This is a genomic window from Streptomyces sp. NBC_01525 (genome assembly GCF_045040405.1).
Classification (GTDB): Bacteria; Actinomycetota; Actinomycetes; order Streptomycetales; family Streptomycetaceae; genus Streptomyces; species Streptomyces benahoarensis.
On sequence record NZ_CP109397.1, the window covers coordinates 7,045,224 to 7,064,713 of the forward strand.

Genomic DNA, 19,490 nt, shown 5'->3' on the forward strand with positions numbered 1-19,490 from the left:
GACGGGCGGCACCACGGAAGTGCTGCCCGGACGGCGGCATCGCGGAGGCGGGGCCCGGCCGAGGGCCCTGCCCCCAAGCCGGAACCCGGGCCCCGCACCCGAGTTCCGGCCGGACGGCCTCAGAGCGCGGACAGCTCCGCGAGCAGGTCGTCGAGGCCCAGCGAACCCTGCGACAGGGCGGCCATGTGCCACGCCTTCAGGTCGAAGGCGGCGCCGTGCCGGGCGCGGGCGGCGGCGCGGCCCTGGAGCCAGACGCGTTCGCCCAGCTTGTAGCCGATCGCCTGCCCGGGAATGCCCTGGTAGCGGACGATCTCACTCTCCACGAAATCCGCCGGCCGACTGCAGTGCGCCGCCAGGAACGCATGCGCCAGCTGCGGCGTCCACCGCTCACCGGGGTGGAACGGCGCATCCGCCGGGATCTCCAGCTCCAGATGCATACCGATGTCGATGATCACGCGGACCGCCCGCATCATCTGCGCGTCGAGGTACCCCAACCGCCGCTCCGGATCGGTGAGGAAGCCCAACTCGTCCATCAGCCGCTCCGCGTACAGGGCCCAGCCCTCGGCGTTGGCGCTGACCATGCCGACGGTGGTCTGGTAATGGGAGAGGTCGTCCGCGACGTGCACCCACTGCGCCAGCTGCAGATGGTGGCCCGGCACGCCCTCGTGGTACCAGGTGGTCACCATGTCGTATACCGGGAAACGGGTCTCGCCCATCGTGGGCAGCCAGGTGCGGCCGGGGCGGCTGAAGTCCAGCGACGGCTGGGTGTAGTACGGCGCGGCGGCGCTGCCGGGCGGCGCGATCCGCGACTCGACCCGCCGCACCCGCTCCGACAGCGCGAAATGCGTACCGTCCAGTTCCGCGATGGTCTCGTCCATCAGCTCCTGGAGCCAGCGCCGGGTCTCCTCGACGCCCTCGATGTGCGTGCCGTTGCCGTCCAGCCAGGCCAGAGCCTCCCACGGGGTGGCCGCACCGGGCAGCACCTTCTCCGCCTCGATGCGCATCTCCGCCAGCAGCCGGTGGAACTCCGACCAGCCGTACGCGTACGCCTCGTCGAGATCGAGGTCCATACCGGTGTAGTACCGCGCCAGCCGGGCGTAGCGCTCGCGGCCCACCACGTCCGGGGCGTCGGCGACGGCCGGTGCGTAGTGGGTGTGCAGCCAGTGACGCAGCTCCGCCAGCGCCCCCGTCGCCACGGCGGCCGCCTCTTCCAGCTCGGTGCGCAGCGCCTGAGGCCCCGGCGCGACGAAGTCGGCGAACCAGCTGCGCGCACCCGCGCCGATCCACTCGTCCAACTGCTCCACGACCGTGGCGACCTGCAGCGGCCCGGCGGGCAGTTCGCGTCGCAGTCCCGCGTCGAGGGCGGCGCGGTACCCCTCCAGGGCGTCCGGCACGGCGCGCAGCCGCCGGGCGATGGCCGCCCAGTCCTCGTTGGTCCCGGACGGCGTGAGGGTGAAGACCTCGCGGACGTGGTGCAGCGGCGAGCCCAGATTGCTGACCGCCCGCAGGCCCTCGCCCGCCTCGTGCACCGCCAGCTCCGCCTCCAGCCGCTCACGCAGCAGCCGCGCGCAGCGCTTCTCGGCCGCGCTCGCCGCGCCCGGCAGCGCCTCGGCGGCCGTCAGCCGCTCCAGCGTGGTGCGGGCGAGCTGGGCCAGGGCCTCTTGCCCGGTGGGCGACAGATCGGGCAGCCGCCCGGAGGAATCGGCGTCGCCGAGGTAGGTGCCGGTGACCGGGTCCAGTGCGATGAGGGCGTCGACGTAGGCGTCGGCGACCTGGCGGGGCAGTGACTCGTCGGGTGTGTGGGTGTACGACATGCCGCCATCCTCGTACGCCCCGGCTGTCCGCGTCACGAATTTCGGCCGGGGCGAACGGGCGCCACCGGAGGACGGAGCACCGGAACCCGCCACGAAGCGCCCACAACCCGCTACACCGGCCCCCGTTCCTCCGGCAGCGGCGGCAGACACCGGTCGCAGAGCCAGGCGTGGAGCAGGGAGCGCAGCGGGCGGTGGCCGTGGTGTTCGGCGAGGGCGATGAACTCCTCGGTGCCCGCGCTGCCGTGGCGGTAACGGGCGGCCCAACTCCGCAGCAGCGCGAAGAACGTGGCGTTGCCCAGGACGGTGCGCAGGGCGTGGAGGGTGCACGCGCCGCGCGAGTAGACCCGGTCGTCGAAGAGCGTCGAGGGGCGGGTGCGCCGATCCGCATGCGCTGGGCGTCATCGGCCAGATCGGACCAGTTCGACGCGGCCAGCTCGCGGGCGCCCGGCCCGCCGGAGTGCTCCGACCACAGCCACTCGCCGTAGGTGGCGAACCCCTCGTTGAGCCAGATGCGCCGCCAGCCGGCGAGGCTGACGCTGTTGCCGGACCAGTGGTGCGCCATCTCGTGCGCCACCAGATGCTCGCCGGTGCGCCGCCCGTCGAGGCGGTTGGTGCCGAACTGCGCGTACGTCTGGTTCTCCACCGGCTCGTCCAGCACCGCGTCGACGACGACCGCCCCGTAGACCTCGAACGGGTACGGGCCGAAGAGCCGGGTGAAGAGCGTCATCATCTCCGGCTGCCGCCCGAAGCCGTGGGCGAAGCGCTCGGTGAGGTGGGCGGGGCAGGCGTTGCGCAGCGGCACCGGGCCGCCGTGCTGGCGGCTGAAGACGAACGTCCCGATCTGGACCGGCGCCAGGTAACTGGCCATGGGGTGAACATGTTCGTACGTCCAGGTCCGGGTGGGTCCAGGGCCGGGGGAGTGGCCCCGGAGGACGCCGTTGGCCACCACGTGCAGGACGTCGGGGACGGTGGCCGTGATGCGGTAGGCGGCCTTGTCATCGGGCCGGTCGTTGCACGGGAACCACGATGGAACGCCCAGCGGCCGGCTGGCCACGACCACGCCGGAGCCCTGCGTGTAGTCCCAGCCGATCGCCCCGAAGGGGCTGCGCACCGGGCCCGGCGGCGCCCGGGCGGGCCGTGCCGCCGGTGGCGGCCCCGTCCCTGCGAGGCTCAGCGCGGCGGTCGAGAGGGCGCCGGTCACGAACGTACGGCGGGTCCCGGGGGCGGCGCCCGTACGCCGCCTCCGGGGCGGAGCGTTACGGTCTTACCCGGGCCGAGCGGCGCGTCCTGGAGGAACAGCGCGGCCTCCGCGTCGACGAACGCCGTCGCCGAACGGTGGGTGACGCCCACGCCCTTCGGACGGCCTGTGGCCCGGTCACCGGGGCCGAGGCCGCCGGCCCACAACTTCTCGGCGAGCGAGGTGACCTCGGCGAGCAGGGTGCGGTAGTCGAGCACCCGCCCTCCGGCGTCCAGGGCCGGCGCGGCGGGACGGGCGCGCGGTGGCCGCCGGTACGCCGGTGAGCATGCCGGTCGCCGCGGGCCGCGACGGCGCGCCGCCGGGGGGAGCGTGAACTGAGGAGCAGGGAGGGTGTTCCGGCATCGCGGACATCCCCTTTCCGTCGCCGCCCGTTCCGGCGGGCGCACTCCTCTCGATGCACGCCCGGATGTCCGCATGCGCTACGAAAGCACAAATGCTGGATCAAGAGTGGGTGGTCCGACGATCAAGGACCTCAGGAAAGGGAAAAGGGCGATTCGCTCGGCGGTTTACCGAAAGGCTGGAATTCCCTTTCCCGGCCGTCGAATTCCGGCCCATTCGTTCGGGGGAAGGCCCGCTCCCCGGAGTCGCGCCGCCCTCGTGGTCCTCGCCTCCCGGGTACGGCGGGGCCGGTCGCGGGGCCGACCGTCGGCTGGCCGGTTCCCGGGCCGACCACGGGTCAACTCGGGCCGGAATCCGGTACCGTTCTCCCCACATGGCCGGTCGGTGGCACTGCACGGGGGTACGGATGGAAGCCGACACACGCTGGATGCGCCAATGCGCCGATGACATCGACGCCACGGGTGGCGCCGTGGGAAAGCTCCTCGGAAACGCCGACGGCGCGGTGGGCGCGCTCAAGGGCGCGGCGCCGGGATGGACGTTCACCGACAGCGTCGACGAACTGTCCTCGCGCTGGGAGGCACTCAACAAACTCGTTCGCGACGAGCTGTCCGACGCGTCGGAGAACATGCGTTTCAACGCCAGCGATATCGACGGCAACGAGAATTTCCTCACCGAGACCTGGCACAACATCTTCGGATAGGAGGCCGACCGATGGTGGACCTGACCGGGCTGGTGAGCCTGGATCTCGGGAAGATCCGCAGCGCCGCCTCCGACTGGGACTGGATCGCCTCCCGTCTGCGGCAGTCGCTGGAGAGCTACACGGACGCCGTCACCGCACCCCTGAAGGCCGGGGCGCACTGGAGCGGCGACGACGCGACCGAGGCGTCCCGCACCTGCGAGGGCATCGGCCTCGACCTCGACGCGGTCGCCAAGGAGGCGAAGGGCGTCAAGGACTTCCTGGACGACATCGTCGACGGCACCGGCGACGGCTTCCGCAGCCTCGCCGAGCTGCAGCGCCAGGCGACGGAGCTGCAACAGCAGGCCATCGGCGAGGGCTTCAGCGTCAGGGGTGACGGCTCCGTCGCCTGGGTGGTGATACGCGCACCGGGCCCGCTCTCGCCGGAGGAACAGCGCACCGCACGGGAACGCGACGACCGGGCCCAGCAGATCGGGAACCAACTCAAGGACGTGCTCCGCCTGGCGACGGAGGTCGACGGGAGCCTGGAGCGCGGCCTGAAGGTGCTCTTCGGCACGGAGGACACCTTCCGCACCGAGAACCGCGACCGCGTCGACCGCGACGACGCCGGTATGGGCGACGGCTGGAACGAGGCCCAACTCGGGCTCGTCCGCGGCTACCTCAATGCCCAGGGATGGAGCGACGCCGCCGACCTCCTCGGCCACTTCCTCGACGGCTCCGGCGAGCCGGTCGAGGTCGACGCGGACCGTATGCTCGCCGACATGCCGGCCTTCCGTCGAAACGTGGACACCACCCTCGCCGAGGTGAGGAAACTCCCGGACGGCACCTTCGAAAGCTCCTGGCAGAGCAGCGCCCCCGACACCAACGAGGGCGACAAGAGCCTGAACTGGTACTACGCGCTCAACCACTTCCAGTACCGTCTCGTCGGCCACAAGGAGGGCGACCACGTCACCTACCAGGTCGAGGTGCAAAAGCGGTACGACTGGGGTGTCCCCAGCGAGCACCGGCGTGACCTCGACAAGGGGCCGCTCCACTTCGAGCAGGCGGACCTGGCCCGGCTGAACATGGTCGGGATGGCCAAGGACTTCGACGTCAAGGGGCGCAGCACGACGCAGACCGTCGGATAGGAAGTCCGTGACGCCGCGGAGCAGGGGCGACGTCACGACACCCGCCGAGCGGTCCGCGTACGGTGGCCCGGATCAGGAATCGATGTGGCGCAACGGAAGACGCTGATCTCGTGCGGTGTGCTGGCCGGGCTCGGGCTGCTGGCGGCCGGGCTGTTCAGCTGGTGGATGATCAGCGCACTGCGGTCTCCCGTGGAGGGCTGGCAGGACGGCCCGCCGCCCGCCCGGCCGAGCGCACCGGTCTCCTTCAGCGTCAGCCCGGATCCGCCGCAGCGGTAGGGGGTGTCCGCAAAGCCCCGCCTGGCTCGCGACACCCGGCACGCATCCTTGCGGCGTTGTCGGATCACCCCGATACAACCCGGTATCGGGGCGATCCTCCGCCTTGCGAGGGCACGCACCGGACGCCGCGAGCCCCGTCCTGCGGGCGGACGACGGGACTTTGCGGAAACTCCTGGCGGCACCTCCGCCCGCGGCTCCGGAGCCGGAGCCGCCCCCGTCAGCTGCCCGGCCGGAACGCCAACACCGCCGTATGCCCCCGAACCCCAGAGAATCGCTCAGCGCCGGCGGCACCGGCCGGTCGCGAGGGGCGCCGATGACCAGGCCGAGTGCGGGCGATTCGGGCTCGGGGCGGTGGAAGTTCGCGGTGGGCGGCATGCGCCGTGGCTGACCGTCAGGGCGGTGAGGGCCGCCTCCATCGCCCCGGCGGCGCCCATGGTGTGGCCGAGGACGCCCTTGGCGGAGGTCACCGGCGGCCCGTCCGTGCCGAACAAGCGGGCCGGCACGGCCGCCTCCGTACGGTCGTTGAGCGGGGTGCCGGTGCCGTGCGCGTGGACATGGGCCGCGCTCCCGGAATTCCTCCGAGGCAGCCTTACGGCGGCCGGAGAGCGCCCTTGCTAGGCGTTCAGCCGTAGACAGGAGCCGTGCACCGAAGGAACCATGAATCCAGCCGAGGCGGAACGCCTGATCGCAGCGGGAAGCGTGGAAAGCCGCCGCGGTGAGCTGCTGTGACCCCAGGTGCGCGCCGCGACCATCCGGTCCGGTCCGACCAGTGAGCGAGGAAGACAGTCATGACGCCTCCGCGCCACCCCAACCGTATGCTGGCCGCCCTGTTGGCCGAGGCCGACTGGTCTGCCACCGACCTCGCCCGGGCCGTCAACGCCCTCGGCGCCGCCCAGGGCCTGCGCCTGCGCTACGACCGCGCCTCGGTGGCCCGTTGGCTCGATGGCGCCCGCCCCCGCCCCCCGGTCGCCCACCTCATCGGCCAGGTCCTCGGCCAGCGTCTCGGCCGCCGGGTCACCCTCCAGGGCACCGGACTCACCGAACCGTCCGTCGCCCCCGTACCGAGAGCCGCGCTGCGCGGTGGCGACCCGGTCCGCCGCCTCGCTGCCCTCTGCCACACCGACGCCGATCCCGCCCGGCGCGGCGCCCTTGCCACCGCTGCCCTCGCCAACCCGCCCCGCCTCCACACCGGATGGGGCGGACGGCGCCCCGAACTCCCCCCGGCCGACCCCCGCGCACCCCGGGCGTCCGCCGCCGCCCCGGCCCGCCTGGAGACGGTCGCGCTCCGTACCGCCCTCATGGGGGAGCGGTACGGCGGCGCCCACGGCCGACCGGTGCTCGCCGGGTTCCTCGCCACCGAGGTGGTGCCGCTGCTGACCGCCCCTGCCCACCCCACCGTCCGCCGCGCCCTGTTCACCGGCGCCGCCCAGCTCACGCTGCTGCTCGCCGTACGCACCGGCGAGATCGGCCACCCGGCCCTCGCCCGGCACTATTACGACGTAGCCCTCGCCCTGGCCCGCGCCGCCGGTGACCTCACCCTGTACACCATCGTGCTGCGCTGCCTGAGCGTGCAGGCGCACCAACTCGGCAACCATCAGCAGGCCGCGGCCCTCGGCGACGCGGCCGTCGATCTCGCGGGAGGCGCGGTGCCGGATGCCGTCCGCGCCTATCTGCACGCCGGGCGCGCGGTCGTCGGGGCCGGGGCGGGCCGGGGCCGCGGGGCCGGGGCCGATCTGCTGGCGGCCGAGACGCGTCTCGCCCGGGCCACCGGTCCCGAAGGCCCCTTCACCAGCTATCCCGAGACCGCGCTGCGCTACCAACGCGCCGAGGTCCTCTCCTGCCTGGGCGACCACCGCACCGCCCTGGGGGAGCTGGAACTCTCCCTGGCCTGCCGCCCCGCCGACCACCACAAGGCCCGCGCCCTGCTGCACGCCCAGATCGCACACACCCTGCTCGCCGTCGACGAGATCGACGGGGCGGTGGACCACTCCTTCCAGGCGCTGCGCCACCACCGGCAGTTGGCGGCGGGCTCCGCCCACGGCACGCTGCCCCGGCTCGCCCACCGCCTCGTGCCCTACCAGAGCAACCCGCAGGTCAGGGACTTCCGGGAGTCTCTGCGCCCGACCGTAAGGTGAGCCCCGGGCCGGACGGCTCCTTGCCGAGCGGCCCGTCCCCCCGTCCGTGCGTCGTACCGCGTTCCTCCTCGCCGCCGTCCACCGGCGCGGTCGGGAAACCGCCCACCAGGACCATTGCCACGTCTACGGGATCAGTCACACGTAATAAATTGGGCAATTGATCCAACTTTCGTCCCGGACGCGCCCCGTCCACCACACCCTTCACCCGGAAGCACGAAGCCACCGCCCGCGCCGGGGCCGTCGGGGTCCGTCGTTTGGGGGTTTTGGGGTGGTCAGGCGTGTGGGTTATTGGGTGGTTGTTTTTTCGGGTTGGGGTGGTGTTGGGCGTGGTGGGGGGGAGTTGGTTGAGAGGTGTGGTTAGTTGCTGGATGTTTGCTTGTGCAGGTGGTGGAGTTGTTCCAGGTTTGCTGAGCTGGGGCTGTCCTTGCGCGTGGGGGCGGCCGGGGTGGGTGCGGTGAGCCGTGCCGTGTCGGGCGCGGTGGGTACCTGGAGGTTTGGTCTGTCGGCCTTGCTGCCAATAACGGGCTGTGTCTTCCGGATGAGTTCGTCGGGATCTGTGCTTGACGACGTGGCCCGGCTCTTCGGACCGGTGCGTTTGCGCGGGTTTCTTGCTCGTTGTCGGGAGCTGGTCACGGACTTGGCGAGAGGGCTGAGCGCGGGCCTTGGACGGGCGGTTTCGGTGCGGTGCGGGCACGTGCGGGTGGCGTCGTCAGACGTACTGGTCTCGTTGATGACGTCGATTCGTCTGGTGCCCATGTCGTAGGGGCTCTTTGCGGGCGGTTTCGTACGGCTCACTTCCTGCAGTGCGATGTCGGGCAGAAGGATCCCAGAATGACCTGCTGCCGTTCTCGCTGCTCCAGCCGTTGCCCGGCCGGACCGGCCACCACGACGGCGTACTGCACACCGTCGCCTTCGGCGAAAACGCGGTCAAGAATGCGTCGTGGTCCGTACTCCGTGCTGTGATAGGTGTACTCGAGCTCCGCAGCGGCATTGTCACCGGAACTGATCTTCTCCAGCTGGATTCGCTTGTACCCCGGGTTCCCCGAGAGCTGTTTATCTGCTTGTTTCAAGGTGTCGTAGGGCGTCTCTTGTGGAGCGGTGATGCGGATGATCTGGAGGAGGTTCTTTCCTCCGGGGGACTGGTAGAAGATCCCGTCGGTCCTCTGTGTGCGCCTCCAGCCCTGTGGAACGTCCAGGGTGAAGCCTGCCGGATCGTGAACCCTCCGGTACCCGTGTGGTGTGTCCGGGACGGTAGGGCTTGAAGGGGCGACCGTCCCGGCTGGGGGAGCGGGTGTCGAGGAGGTGTACGGCAGCGTCATCACAGCGGCTACCGCTGCCGCGCACAGAGCGGCGGCCGCAACCAGCGTGCGCGCTCTGGTGCTCCGAGGGCGCCGTGCGGCAGCGCTCGGAATGAGGAGGGAGGGCCGCGTCACCACGGGCGCCAACTCGGTGTCCTGCTTGCGCGCCTTCGCCGGCCAGCGAGGGCCGGCCCTGAATGCATCGCTGCGGCTGTCCGATGGTGTGGTCCATCCGGCACGGCACGCGCGCGCACCTCTGGATCGGCCGTCACTGGTTCCATCCTCACCACACACATCACCTGGCGGCCGTCCTCGAACACGAACTCGCCCACGTCAGACGCCGAGACACCCTTACCCAGCGCGTCGCAGAGACGGCCGCCCTGGTGGCGTGCGCCCTTGCCGCTGGGCTCCTGTCCATACCGGCGTTCGCCCTGACCGCCCTGTGCGCGTGGATGACCACCATGGTCTTCAACTGGTGGAGCGAACTCCCTTGTGACGTCGCCGCAGTTCAGGCCCGCGGGCGCACCCCCCCCGTCGCCGACATGTGGAGCGCCGACATCGCCAACGAACGCGCGCCAGACCCCTCACCTCACGTGCCAGGAAACTCCTCTACAGCCTTCCCCCCCCGCACCTGGGCCGCTGGTTCGCCGGCCGCGCCAGTGCGCCTCTCGGCCGATCCGCACCCTCTACTTGCCACACCCCCGTTCGCTGCGGACCAAGTGCGCTGAGCACACCTGGCCTGGGCACGTGAGGCATCCCCACGCGGACGGTGCCTTGCACACGGAGGCAGTCGTCCGACGCGGCGCCGTGAATGCCTGCGGCGTCCAGCTCCACCTTCTCGAACTCCTCGGCATCGATATCGGACGCACCCGCTGGCCACAGACCTGAGCCGTGACCTGTCCAGCACGACCTACACTCGCCGTTGTGACAGCCATGGAGTCAGTGATCCGCCCCGCGGTCCCGGCTGACCTGGACGCCGTGGCGGAGATCTTCACGCACTACGTTCGCTACACCGTGATCACCTTCGAGGAGATCCCTCCACCGGTGGCCGCCTGGCACCAGCGGCTCGACGACCTCGCCGCCCAGGAACTGCCCTTTCTGGTCGCCGAGCTGTCCGGCGAAGTCGTGGGCTATGCCTATGCGGCCCCTTGGCGCCCCAAGCCCGCTTATCGGCACACCGTCGAGAACTCGATCTACCTTGCCCCCGGCCGGGCGGGCCAGGGTCTTGGCGGCACCCTGCTGGAAGCCCTGTTGACCGCCTGCGCCCAGACTCACGTACGACAGATGATCGCCGTCATCGCCGACGCCGGCACCGATGCCTCGGTCGCACTGCACCGCCGCTTCGGCTTTACCGACGTGGGCCGGCTGGCCTCCGTCGGCTACAAGCATGACCGCTGGATCGACACCGTGCTGATGCAACGAACGCTTGGCCCACACACCGACGATGTCAGTGGGTGTCCTGCGAGTGCTCGGCGGAGTCGTAGTACTTGAGGGCAGGTTGTCCGGTTCCTGGGCTTCACGTCAGGCCGTGGATGCGGCGCCCTCATGGGCGTGGACGGGCGTGAGCCGTACCGAGTGACCTGTCGATTGAAGCCTGAGAGCTGATCCGGCCGGTCATCGCCGCGTGGAAAGCGAGGCATCCCTCGGTCAGTGGGCACGAGGGCCAGTACGAGATGCGGGAGATCGTCAACGCGCTGCTGTACCAGGCCCGGGCCGGCTGCCAGTGGCGCTACCTGCCCCACGACCTGCCGCCGAAGAGCGCGGTGTACTACTACTTCGCCAAGTGGCGCGACGACGGCACCGTCGAGACCGTCCACGAACTGCTGCGCTGCCAGGCCCGCGAGATGCACCGGCGGCGCGAGGACCCCACCGCGATTCGTGATGGACTCCCAGACGGTGCGGGCCGCCACGAACGCGCCGAAGGAGACGACCGGGCTGGATCCGGGCAAGAGGAGCCCGGGCCGGAAGAGAGGGATTGCCACTGAGGTGATCGGCCTGGTCATCGCCGTGATCGTGGTGGCGGCGAGCGTGCACGACAACGCGATTGGCATCGCCCTGCTCGACAAGACCGCCGCGAGCGCGCCCACCGTGACGAAGGCGTGGGTGGACGCCGGGTTCAAAGAGGCCGTCGTCGAGCACGGCGCCTGCCTCGGCATCGACGTCGAGATCGTCCACCGCGAGCCCGGGGCCCGCGGGTTCACCCCGCAGCCCAAGCGGTGGGTGGTAGAGCAGACGCTCGGCACCCTCATGCTGCACAGACGCCTCGTGCGTGACTATGAGGCCAGGCCAGCCAGCTCGGTCGCGTGGGTCCACTGGTCCATGACCGACGTCATGCTCCGCCGTCTCACCCGCACCGCCACCTTGACCTGGCGTGACCCGCCCGCCTGGCACCCATCCCCACCGAGCAGGAGCACCCGTGAAGCACCTCCTGGACAAGATCGAGACCCGGCAGAAACTGGTCCGCGAGACCGCCGGCCAGCTGCGTGAGCAGATCACCGGGCTCAGCGTGCAACTCGCCACTGCCGAACGGACCCTGGAACGGCTGGAGATCACCCGCGAGACCCTGCTGGAACTGGCCGCCGAGGACAACGCCGAGCCGCCCGAGCCGCTGCCGCCCGGCTATCCCGAGATCCGTGGCCGCCTTCGAGGCGGCCACGGAAGGACTCCGCGCCAAGGACCTCTGCAAAGCCCTGGGCACCGGTACCGAGCCGCGCCACGTCGAGACCACGCGGGCCAAGCTGAAACGCCTGGTCAACCGCGGCACCCTCGCCGAACCGAACCTGGCCTGTTCACCCCCGCCCAGCCCGCACCGGCCGCCTCGGACCCCAACCCGGCCTGAAACCCGGCGAACCGCTCCAGAAAACCCGCTCAGGAGTAAAAGCCCTGGCCGTACTCTTCACGGCTGAGCTGGAAATCGGCCGGCCGGTCACGGCGAAGCTCCTCGTACCGCTGGGCGAAGAGGTCGAGCGCCTCGTGAAGCGTGCAGCCCGTCGCCTCCTGGATCGTCTTGATGGGGCATCGCCTGCGCGGGGCCGCCGCGCGCAGTGCGATCACCACACGGGCCTGAACGAAACTTCCTGGTCCGCGTGGACCGCCGCGATGTAAGTCCGCAGGTCCTGGTCGAGGGCGGCCAGACGTTCGGCGCCGATGACGTCGGCGAGCTGTCCCTCGACCGTCGCCCAGAGCTCGTCGGCCAGTTCCAGGTACTCACGTCCTCGGGTGGTCAAAGCGAGCGCCTGGGCCCGCTTGTCGGTGCTGTGCGGGCGCCGTTCGACGTAGCCCCAGTCCGCCAGCTCCGCGACCGCCTTCGAAGTCGCCTGCTTCGTCACCCCGAGATGGGCCGCGAGGTCCACGGTCGTCGCCTGCGGATGTGATGCCAGATACCGGAAGGTGTACCCGTGCGCCGGACGCAGCGGCTCCCGGCCCAGCTCGGCCAGCAGGGCGTGGAATCGGTCGGTCATCGCGCGGTAGGCCACGGCCAGCAGCAACGGCACCTGGCCCGGGCGCGCTTCGGTGAAGTCGGAACTGGGCGGCATGGCGACTCCCCAACAAAGTAGTCAATCCAGTTGACCGATTCCGAAATCGGCCGTACCTTCACATGGTCAAGTTGGTTGACTATATCTCTCTGGGAGTGACCGTGACCCTGATCCCCCTCGCCGACGCGCCCACATTCGAGCGCGACGGTTTCACCTTCCGCCCGCTCGCCGTCCCCTCCCGAGGCAGTGTCGAGCTGGCCGTCTGGGCGCTGGAGCTGGCGCCCGGCGCCCACAGCGAGACCCACAGCATGGACCGCGAAGAAGTCTTCGTGGTCATCGAAGGCAAGGTCTCGGCGACCGTCGCGGGCGAGGACGTACTCGCCGAGGCGGGCGACGCGATCACCGTGCCCGCCCACGCGACCCTGCAACTCCGCAACGGCTGCCCGCACAACCCCGCCCAGCTCACGGCCGTAACCAGCGCCGGTATGAAGGCGACCACCGACGGGGCCACCTTCGCGCCGCCGTGGACCCAGTGAACCGGCAGCGACCATGAACGACATCACGGCCGTGGCCCAGCTGGTCCTCCACGAACGCCGGGCCCGCGACCGCGGCTGGTGGGACCTCATGCAAGGGTGCCTGGCCCCGGACGCCGCAATACGCCTCAGCTGGTTCCGCGGACAGGGAGCGGCGTTCGTCGCCGCGTCCCAGGAGATGGCCGCACGCGGCGACGCCGCCACCCACATCCTCTCCCCGCCGACGGTCGACGTCGTCGGCGACCGCGCAGCCGTCGAGATCGGCGCGGCCATCCACCTACGCGGCGATCTGCACGGCGTCGAAGTGGACCTCACCTCCCACGCGCGCCTGCTGTACCGCGCCGAACGCCGCGCCGGGCGCTGGCAGATCACCTCGCTCGATCCCGTGTACGAGTACGACAGCCTGGCGCCCAGCATCCCCGGCACGCCCGTGCGATTGGAAGCCGATGTTCTGGCACGAGCCCGACCCTCGTACCGCATGTTGACATGCCTGCTCGGCGCTAAGGACTACGCCATTGGCCACGACCTTTACGGCGACGATCGACCTGAACCGGTCCGGCAGCTGTACGGGACGCTGTTCGACTGGCTCCGTGCCGACAACGAGAAACAAAAATCATCCCGGAAGCCTTGGCGCATGTCAGGGCCCCTGCCGCCTTTCGCAGTCAAAGCCATCGCAACTTCTCCTGATCCGCGAGCACATCAGCTGCTCGGCGCTGCCGACCCGGGCCAGGCCCTGGTGCAGACGCCTGCAGCAGCTGGTAGGCGACTGCCTACACGGGCAGGCCGTATGCGGGGTTGGGGCCGGTGACGCGGGGGCGTGCGCCTCGATCCCGTCCGGGCCGCGGCGGACACACCCCGGCAGATGACCGGGGGAAGGCGCAGCGGCGAAGCGACTGTCCTGACCGGCCAGATCCCGATCAGGTCCGCTTGCCGCCGTCGGCATCATCCTCACCAACGCTCCTACCAGCGCGATCACTTACGGGAGGATCCCTTGGCCGTCCAGCACGGCGGGGTGCTGCCGGGCTTGCGATCGAGGCACGGCCATGGTGGCCGTTGGGGAGCGCGCGGAGCGGCCAGTGTGATGAGGGGGTTCTGCAGCCAGGGTCACACCTCCTTGTTGCGGAGAGTCTGGGCGCGGGCGAGGAAAGGCCGCTCCGTATGGCAATCGAGCGTGAGCGCCTGGGTGCTGAAGTCAGTGAGTCGGGCCCGGTCCCGTCGCCGCATCCGTCCTCGTTCGGACGTAAGTGGTCGGGGAAGCTCCTCGAAGGGGATAGGCACTTCGTGTGGATGGCTTGCTGACGCGACGAGTTGGGTGGTCGTGTTGCCGTCGGTTTCCGTGCGCAGCACGAAGGGGATGATCCACGGGTCCGAGTAGGCGATATGCACGGTGGTCAGCTCGAAACTCCCGGTGACACCGTGGGGTGCGGCAGGCGAGGTAGGCGTCCGAGCGGGTCGTCGCAGCGGATGCCGCTGTCCTCGAAGGGCTTCAACCCTGCGTTCTTCGCGTTGGGCTTCGGAGAGGCCGTGACCCGGGTGTAGGCATTGCACGTGCCGGTTCAGCTGCGGCAGGGTGCCTTTGCCGAACCGCATGGGATCGTCTTCTCCGGCCATGGCGAAGTTGACGCACGCTGAGTGACGGCTGATGCTCCGGCGAGCCATTGGGTAGTTGCCCAAAATGACCAGTGAGGTTCCCGGTGTAGCCGACAGTCAGCGCCGTGGAAGAGACGGTCCTCCGGCTGGGGGAGTTGCTATTCGCATCGATCGCGGACGTGGCCGTGCAGTCGGTGGACGTGAACGACGAGGCGATATCCATCGAGGTCCGTAGTAGTGCCGGGGCCGAGTGTGATCTTCGTGCGGCACGGTGGAGGGGTCGGTGATATCGCGCCTCGGGGTGAGGATGGCTCGGCGGCAGCCGTGGGAAGTCAGTGACGAACTGTGGGCGGAGTCCGGGCCGTTGCTGCCTCGGGATGAGCGTCGCTGCCGGCACCGGTCCGCCGGATCGACGGCTGCAAGACACTGCAAGGCGTGTTGTTCGTGCTCCGCGGGGCCCAGTGCGTTCTCCTGCCGCAAGAGTTGGGCTTCGGACACGAGTGCTCCGCAGCCGCTCGGCGCGGTCGGCCAGCACCACCCCGCCACGCCATCACCCACACCAGCACATCCGCCGCGAGTAGCTCCCACCTGCGGCGGACCCTCCTCCGGAGAGTAGGAGGCCACCGCCGCGTGGCACCCGGAACCGGCCACACGGCAGACGGTCGCCCCTTAAGGATCACGCCGTCGACCGGCCCGAGCACCCCGCCCCCGGCCCACGCCAACGAAGTGGCAACTCCAGGTTGGAAACGGCTCATTGGGATTCACCATCAGGTGTAGGTGAAGCGCACGGGGTTGCTGGTGCCGGCGGGGGTGGTGACGGTGACGGGCACCGTTCCGGTTCCGGAGGGGACGACAGCGAGGATGACGTTGTCGGACAGGACGGTGAAGTTTTCCGCCGGGTGCCCACCGAAGGCGACGCTCTTAGCGCGGTTGACCTTGCAGCCGAAGATGACGACGGTGTCGCCGGTGCGGGCGCTCTGCGGAGTCACTGCCACGAGCTTGGGTGGCAGTGAGGCGCTGTAGGTGAACGCCTCACCATTGCTGGTACCACCGGGCGTGGTGACCCTCACCGGCACCGTCCCGGTCCCGGGCGGAGTGGTGATCCCGATGATGGTGTCGGAGGCCACCGTGAAGTCGGCCGCCGCGGTACCACCGAAGTCAACCGCCGTCGCGCCGGTGAAACCGGAGCCCACAGCGATGATGTCGCTGCCACCGGCCGGATCGCCCGCCTGCGGCGCAATCGCCTTGAGGACCGGTGCCGAGACGTAGGTGAAGCGCACGGGGTTGCTGGTGCCGGCGGGGGTGGTGACGGTGACGGGCACCGTTCCGGTTCCGGAGGGGACGACAGCGAGGATGACGTTGTCGGACAGGACGGTGAAGTTTTCCGCCGGGTGCCCACCGAAGGCGACGCTCTTAGCGCGGTTGACCTTGCAGCCGAAGATGACGACGGTGCGGCCGGGACGGCCACTCCTCGGAGTCACTGCCACGAGCTTGGGTGGCAGTGAGGCGCTGTAGGTGAACGCCTCACCATTGCTGGTACCACCGGGCGTGGTGACCCTCACCGGCACCGTCCCGGTCCCGGGCGGAGTGGTGATCCCGATGATGGTGTCGGAGGCCACCGTGAAGTCGGCCGCCGCGGTACCACCGAAGTCAACCGCCGTCGCGCCGGTGAAACCGGAGCCCACAGCGATGATGTCGCTGCCACCGGCCGGATCGCCCGCCTGCGGCGCAATCGCCTTGAGGACCGGTGATTCCGCTGATCCGGCGTAGGAGTACGTGAGGCTGTTGCTGGCGCCGGCGGCGGTGAAAACGGTCACCGGAACGCTTCCGCTTCCAGGCGGCGCAACCGCCGTGATCGTGGTGTCGGAGGTGACGGTGAAGCTTGGGGCCGAAGCGGTGCCGAAGGTGACATCGCTGGTATCGGCGAGCCCGCAGCCGCTGATGGCGACGGTATTGCCGCCCTCGGCTGGGCCCGTGCTCGGGTGGAGAGCGGTGATGTGGGCAGACATGCCACAGCCTTCTTTCCCTCGTAGGCGATCAGTTCGCGCGCAGGTCAGCTGACCTGTGCAAAGAAGCCAGCCGCATCCGTACCGCAAGGCAACAGCCCGTCAGATGGAGGCGGAATGCGATCGATTGCGAAGCGGCCTCAACCGATTGAACTGGACCTGTCCATACGAGGGGAAGGAGTGAGTTCACACTCGATGAAGCATACGTGGTGAATATGATTACCTTATTGAGCCTGAACCCAAAGCATTTCGGATCAATAGGACACGGTCTTACTGCTCCCCGCGCCCGCGAGGATGGCCCCAAGTCGGCGGGCAGCACGGGTTGTCAGCGCCCTGCGCGTCCTGGCGCCAGGCACGGTGCTGGTGCCCGAGCTGGCCGATCCCGACCCGGGGCCCGCCGGACCGCCGCGCGCCCGGGAGACCGCCTCCGACGGCCACCGCCGCGCGCTCGCCGCGCACCAGGAGGCGGCACGAGTTCGGCGTCTACCGCCATCTCAGTAAAGTCCCCAGTCAGCCCCAAGAGCCCGCGTAACCGAACATCGCTGAGGCGTGTCAGTACCGGTCAGCGATATCCGTTGATTTCGCGGCGATTGCTACGGGGACCCCTTGAGGCCCGCGGGTTCATGGAAACTGAAGGTACTTCAACGTGAACCCGTGGGTGCGACCCCCTGATTCTGGGCGATGAGCCCGCGGGCTCGTACTCAAATCGCTGGACTGATGGAGCTGTTTGTACCGCCCTGTGCTCGGAGAAGAGCCAGACCTCCTCACCGAGTTCCCAGCCGGAGCATCGGCGACAGGTGCTCCGGCTCACGGGGCAATGGCGTCGTGCCGGTGCGGTGAAGTCGGTGTCTTCGCGTCTCCGCTTCGGCCGATCAGGACGGCGAAGGCGTCGAGGATGCGTTGCAGGCCGAAGGAGTAGGCGTGGGCGGGGTCGTAGGCACTGCTGTGTGCGGCGCCTGCGGCTGCGCCGACGCGGACGGCAGTGGGGTAGGCGTTCTCGTCGAGGACCCGGGCGAGGAGCGGGGCGTTCAGCTCCCACCATTGTTGGTCGTTCAGGGCGCTGGCGTGCTGTGCGGCGCGGGCGTCGGCGACGGCACGGGCGCATGCCTGCACGAAGGTGAGTAGGTGGGTCAGGCAGTCATCCATCTCGACGTCGCTGAGGCCGAGGCCGTCGAGCCCGGACAGTTCGTGCTCGTACTTTGCCATCTGCCCCGGCCCCAGCGGAGGCCTGACGGTGGTGACGGCCGCAGCCCATGGGTGGCGTTCGAAGAGGGCTTTGTTCTCTTCGGCGATGGCGGTGACGCGTTGGCGCCAGGGCTGTCCGGTGGTGTCGGTGCGGGGCATGCGGGCGTAGGCGGCGTCGAGCATGAGGTCGAGGAGTTCGGCCTTGCCGGGGACGTAGGTGTACAGCGTCATCGGCACCACGCCGAGTTCCTTGGCCACCCGGCGCATGGTCACCGTGTCCAGGCCTTCAGCGTCGGCGATGGCGGTGGCGGCCTCGACAACCGCGTCGATACTCAGCCCCCGTCGCGGTCCTCGGCGACGGCCAGAGGAGGATCCGCGCCACAGCAGTTGCAGGGTGCGGGCCGGGTCGCCCGAGCCGGTTCGTTCCGTTGGCACGGGGTCATCCTCTCGCAGTCGAACTCTGTACTATGTACATTATACTGCGTATAGAATATGCTTCAGTGCGATCTCGGAGGGGCTTTCATGAAGATCACTTCTAGCGCCGTGTCGCTCAACGTCGACGATGTCCCCGCATCCAGCGCCTTCCTCGTCGAGCACTTCGGGTTCCGCGAGGAGATGACTGCCGACGGTTTCGCGTCCCTGACGCGCGACGACGTCGGCATGAACGTCATCTTCTTGCGGCGGGGGCTGGAGACCCTCCCGGCAGACCAGCGCGACGAGCACACCGCAGGTCTGATCCTCGCCTTCATCGTCGAGGACCTCGAAGGCGAGCTGGCGCGCCTGCGCTCCGAAGGTGTCGCGATCACCATGCCGCTGACTGACGAGGAGTGGGGCGAGCGTGCCTTTCAGGTCCGCGACCCCAATGGCGTCATCGTCCAACTGGTCGACTGGAACGCACCCACCAGTCGCTGAGGCGACCTGCGGCGCCGCCCCAAAGCGATGACGCCCAGTCAGGGTCACAGGGGCGCCGCGAGGAGAGGCCCCGACCTGTTGTTGAGCCCCTCAATCAAGTAGAGAACGCGAGCGGGCCTGGAGATTTTCGAATTTTCGGGGAGCCCCGACAGGGCCGACCTCGGCGGCCTGCTCCAGCAGGGCCCGTGCGGAATCCGCGTAGCGGATCGCGGTCTTTTCGTCCAGGTCGAAGACCTCGGCGAGGTGGAGCGGGTCGGGACCGTGGACGAGGGCTTCTTCGAGCTGGCGGTCGATGCGGAGCCGTTCCAGGGTGGCGTCCTGACCATGGAGTTCGTACTTAATCCACCAGCCGCTGACCGGACCGGTCTTCAACGCGGTCATCTGGTTGATGAGCAGGTGTAGTCGCGGGGGACGCCGTCGAACAGCACCGGCTGGCACCAGCGGCTGACCGGCCGGAAGGCAGCAGGAGGTGGCGGTTTGCGCGGGCGCCCCCGTCGGCCCACGCCGCGGGGCCGCGGTGTGGTGGAGGCGCCGCGGTGGTGGTGCATGCCGACGAAGAACAGCTGAAGGGCACCGACCTGCCGCAGCCAGGGTGCCATCACACGCCCGGCCGAGGTCGGCTTGCCGGTCGCCAGGCGGATGTTCCGGCGGGCCTGGCACCAGCACAGCCGGCAGTAGCCGGACTTCAGCGGCTGCCGTCGGAGGCAGGCGCCGCACTCCCCGCCGGCGTGCTGACGAGCGAACTGCCAGCACGCCGGGCAGAGCATGCCGGTGAACACGCCCCAGGCCAGGCAGCCGTCACAGCTGGTCGCGGGTTTGCGGTAGCCCTTGCGCGGACTCACCG

20 protein-coding genes and 5 pseudogenes are annotated in these 19,490 nt (G+C 69.7%); 12 read left to right on the forward strand and 13 right to left on the reverse strand.

Annotation, left to right across the window (positions count from 1 at the left end; all coding sequences use genetic code 11):
• Nucleotides 1-119: 119 nt before the first annotated feature.
• The 4 genes and pseudogenes from OG422_RS30575 to OG422_RS30590 form a co-directional block, all read right to left on the reverse strand.
• Nucleotides 120-1,814: a DUF885 domain-containing protein gene (locus OG422_RS30575; protein WP_405747528.1), complete on the reverse strand. Its 1,695-nt coding sequence runs from the start codon at nucleotides 1,812-1,814 to the stop codon at nucleotides 120-122.
• Nucleotides 1,815-1,924: 110 nt separating this feature from the next.
• Nucleotides 1,925-2,134, reverse strand: a pseudogene (locus OG422_RS30580) (M1 family peptidase); the annotation flags it as partial.
• 179 nt (nucleotides 2,135-2,313) lie between these two features.
• Nucleotides 2,314-3,015 (reverse strand): annotated as a pseudogene (locus OG422_RS30585) (M1 family aminopeptidase); the annotation flags it as partial.
• A 56-nt stretch (nucleotides 3,016-3,071) separates the two neighbouring features.
• Nucleotides 3,072-3,287, reverse strand: a pseudogene (locus tag OG422_RS30590) (hypothetical protein); the annotation flags it as partial.
• A gap of 530 nt (nucleotides 3,288-3,817) precedes the next feature.
• Here OG422_RS30590 and OG422_RS30595 point away from each other — a divergent pair.
• The 3 genes from OG422_RS30595 (at nucleotide 3,818) to OG422_RS30605 (ending at nucleotide 5,511) form a co-directional block, all read left to right on the forward strand.
• The gene (locus tag OG422_RS30595; RefSeq protein ID WP_405747529.1) at nucleotides 3,818-4,111 is read left to right on the forward strand and encodes a hypothetical protein; all 294 of its coding nucleotides are present in this window, start codon (nucleotides 3,818-3,820) and stop codon (nucleotides 4,109-4,111) included.
• An 11-nt stretch (nucleotides 4,112-4,122) separates the two neighbouring features.
• Nucleotides 4,123-5,235, forward strand: coding sequence for a hypothetical protein (locus OG422_RS30600; RefSeq protein ID WP_405747531.1), 1,113 nt, complete (start codon nucleotides 4,123-4,125; stop codon nucleotides 5,233-5,235).
• Between the two features lie 84 nt (nucleotides 5,236-5,319).
• Entirely contained in the window at nucleotides 5,320-5,511 is a 192-nt protein-coding gene (locus tag OG422_RS30605) for a hypothetical protein (RefSeq protein WP_405747533.1), read from the forward strand.
• Nucleotides 5,512-5,786: 275 nt separating this feature from the next.
• On the opposite strand, the gene OG422_RS30610 is transcribed toward OG422_RS30605, so the two are convergent.
• On the reverse strand, nucleotides 5,787-6,014 hold the full coding sequence (locus OG422_RS30610) for a hypothetical protein (protein ID WP_405747535.1): 228 nt from the start codon (nucleotides 6,012-6,014) through the stop codon (nucleotides 5,787-5,789).
• Between the two features lie 285 nt (nucleotides 6,015-6,299).
• On the opposite strand from OG422_RS30610, the gene OG422_RS30615 reads away from it, so the two are divergent.
• Nucleotides 6,300-7,646, forward strand: coding sequence for a hypothetical protein (locus tag OG422_RS30615; protein WP_405747537.1), 1,347 nt, complete (start codon nucleotides 6,300-6,302; stop codon nucleotides 7,644-7,646).
• A gap of 791 nt (nucleotides 7,647-8,437) precedes the next feature.
• On the opposite strand, the gene OG422_RS30620 is transcribed toward OG422_RS30615, so the two are convergent.
• The gene (locus tag OG422_RS30620; RefSeq protein WP_405747538.1) at nucleotides 8,438-8,965 is read right to left on the reverse strand and encodes a hypothetical protein; all 528 of its coding nucleotides are present in this window, start codon (nucleotides 8,963-8,965) and stop codon (nucleotides 8,438-8,440) included.
• Between the two features lie 197 nt (nucleotides 8,966-9,162).
• Here OG422_RS30620 and OG422_RS30625 point away from each other — a divergent pair, with 197 nt between their 5' ends.
• The 4 genes and pseudogenes from OG422_RS30625 to OG422_RS30640 all read left to right on the forward strand — a co-directional run bounded on the left by OG422_RS30625 (nucleotide 9,163) and on the right by OG422_RS30640 (nucleotide 11,783).
• Entirely contained in the window at nucleotides 9,163-9,672 is a 510-nt protein-coding gene (locus OG422_RS30625) for a M48 family metalloprotease (protein ID WP_405747539.1), read from the forward strand.
• Between the two features lie 205 nt (nucleotides 9,673-9,877).
• Nucleotides 9,878-10,435, forward strand: coding sequence for a GNAT family N-acetyltransferase (locus OG422_RS30630; protein ID WP_405748063.1), 558 nt, complete (start codon nucleotides 9,878-9,880; stop codon nucleotides 10,433-10,435).
• A gap of 110 nt (nucleotides 10,436-10,545) precedes the next feature.
• Nucleotides 10,546-11,320: pseudogene (locus OG422_RS30635) on the forward strand (IS5 family transposase); the annotation flags it as partial.
• A gap of 40 nt (nucleotides 11,321-11,360) precedes the next feature.
• On the forward strand, nucleotides 11,361-11,783 hold the full coding sequence (locus OG422_RS30640) for a hypothetical protein (protein WP_405747541.1): 423 nt from the start codon (nucleotides 11,361-11,363) through the stop codon (nucleotides 11,781-11,783).
• Between the two features lie 29 nt (nucleotides 11,784-11,812).
• On the opposite strand, the gene OG422_RS30645 is transcribed toward OG422_RS30640, so the two are convergent.
• Nucleotides 11,813-12,001, reverse strand: a complete 189-nt coding sequence (locus OG422_RS30645) for a hypothetical protein (protein WP_251076527.1) — start codon at nucleotides 11,999-12,001, stop codon at nucleotides 11,813-11,815.
• On the reverse strand, nucleotides 11,995-12,480 hold the full coding sequence (locus tag OG422_RS30650; protein ID WP_143941042.1) for a MarR family winged helix-turn-helix transcriptional regulator: 486 nt from the start codon (nucleotides 12,478-12,480) through the stop codon (nucleotides 11,995-11,997). The genes OG422_RS30645 and OG422_RS30650 overlap by 7 nt, the downstream gene beginning before the upstream one ends.
• Nucleotides 12,481-12,581: 101 nt before the next feature.
• Here OG422_RS30650 and OG422_RS30655 point away from each other — a divergent pair, with 101 nt between their 5' ends.
• Together OG422_RS30655 and OG422_RS30660 are read left to right on the forward strand one after the other, a co-directional pair.
• On the forward strand, nucleotides 12,582-12,956 hold the full coding sequence (locus OG422_RS30655; protein WP_405747542.1) for a cupin domain-containing protein: 375 nt from the start codon (nucleotides 12,582-12,584) through the stop codon (nucleotides 12,954-12,956).
• A 13-nt stretch (nucleotides 12,957-12,969) separates the two neighbouring features.
• The gene (locus OG422_RS30660) at nucleotides 12,970-13,761 is read left to right on the forward strand and encodes a nuclear transport factor 2 family protein (RefSeq protein ID WP_405747544.1); all 792 of its coding nucleotides are present in this window, start codon (nucleotides 12,970-12,972) and stop codon (nucleotides 13,759-13,761) included.
• Between the two features lie 296 nt (nucleotides 13,762-14,057).
• On the opposite strand, the gene OG422_RS30665 is transcribed toward OG422_RS30660, so the two are convergent.
• The gene (locus OG422_RS30665; RefSeq protein WP_405747545.1) at nucleotides 14,058-14,564 is read right to left on the reverse strand and encodes a hypothetical protein; all 507 of its coding nucleotides are present in this window, start codon (nucleotides 14,562-14,564) and stop codon (nucleotides 14,058-14,060) included.
• A 286-nt stretch (nucleotides 14,565-14,850) separates the two neighbouring features.
• Here OG422_RS30665 and OG422_RS30670 point away from each other — a divergent pair.
• A pseudogene (locus OG422_RS30670) lies at nucleotides 14,851-15,038 on the forward strand (IS5/IS1182 family transposase); the annotation flags it as partial.
• 272 nt (nucleotides 15,039-15,310) lie between these two features.
• Here the strand turns inward: OG422_RS30670 and OG422_RS30675 are convergent.
• Together OG422_RS30675 and OG422_RS30680 are read right to left on the reverse strand one after the other, a co-directional pair.
• Nucleotides 15,311-16,552 carry an IPT/TIG domain-containing protein gene (locus OG422_RS30675; RefSeq protein ID WP_405747546.1) on the reverse strand — a complete coding sequence of 414 codons (1,242 nt, stop codon included), beginning with the start codon at nucleotides 16,550-16,552 and terminating at the stop codon, nucleotides 15,311-15,313.
• 804 nt (nucleotides 16,553-17,356) lie between these two features.
• A complete protein-coding gene (locus tag OG422_RS30680; protein WP_405747547.1) occupies nucleotides 17,357-18,169 on the reverse strand; it encodes a TetR/AcrR family transcriptional regulator in 813 nt (270 codons plus the stop codon).
• Between the two features lie 87 nt (nucleotides 18,170-18,256).
• Between OG422_RS30680 and OG422_RS30685 the strand changes: the two genes are divergently transcribed.
• Nucleotides 18,257-18,646, forward strand: a complete 390-nt coding sequence (locus tag OG422_RS30685) for a VOC family protein (protein WP_405747549.1) — start codon at nucleotides 18,257-18,259, stop codon at nucleotides 18,644-18,646.
• Between the two features lie 90 nt (nucleotides 18,647-18,736).
• Here the strand turns inward: OG422_RS30685 and OG422_RS30690 are convergent, their stop codons facing one another.
• Complete coding sequence (locus tag OG422_RS30690) at nucleotides 18,737-19,027, reverse strand: hypothetical protein (protein WP_405747551.1); 291 nt, start codon at nucleotides 19,025-19,027, stop codon at nucleotides 18,737-18,739.
• Nucleotides 19,024-19,488, reverse strand: coding sequence for a hypothetical protein (locus OG422_RS30695; protein ID WP_405747553.1), 465 nt, complete (start codon nucleotides 19,486-19,488; stop codon nucleotides 19,024-19,026). Before OG422_RS30695 ends, OG422_RS30690 begins: the two co-directional genes overlap by 4 nt.
• Nucleotides 19,489-19,490: the final 2 nt, after the last annotated feature.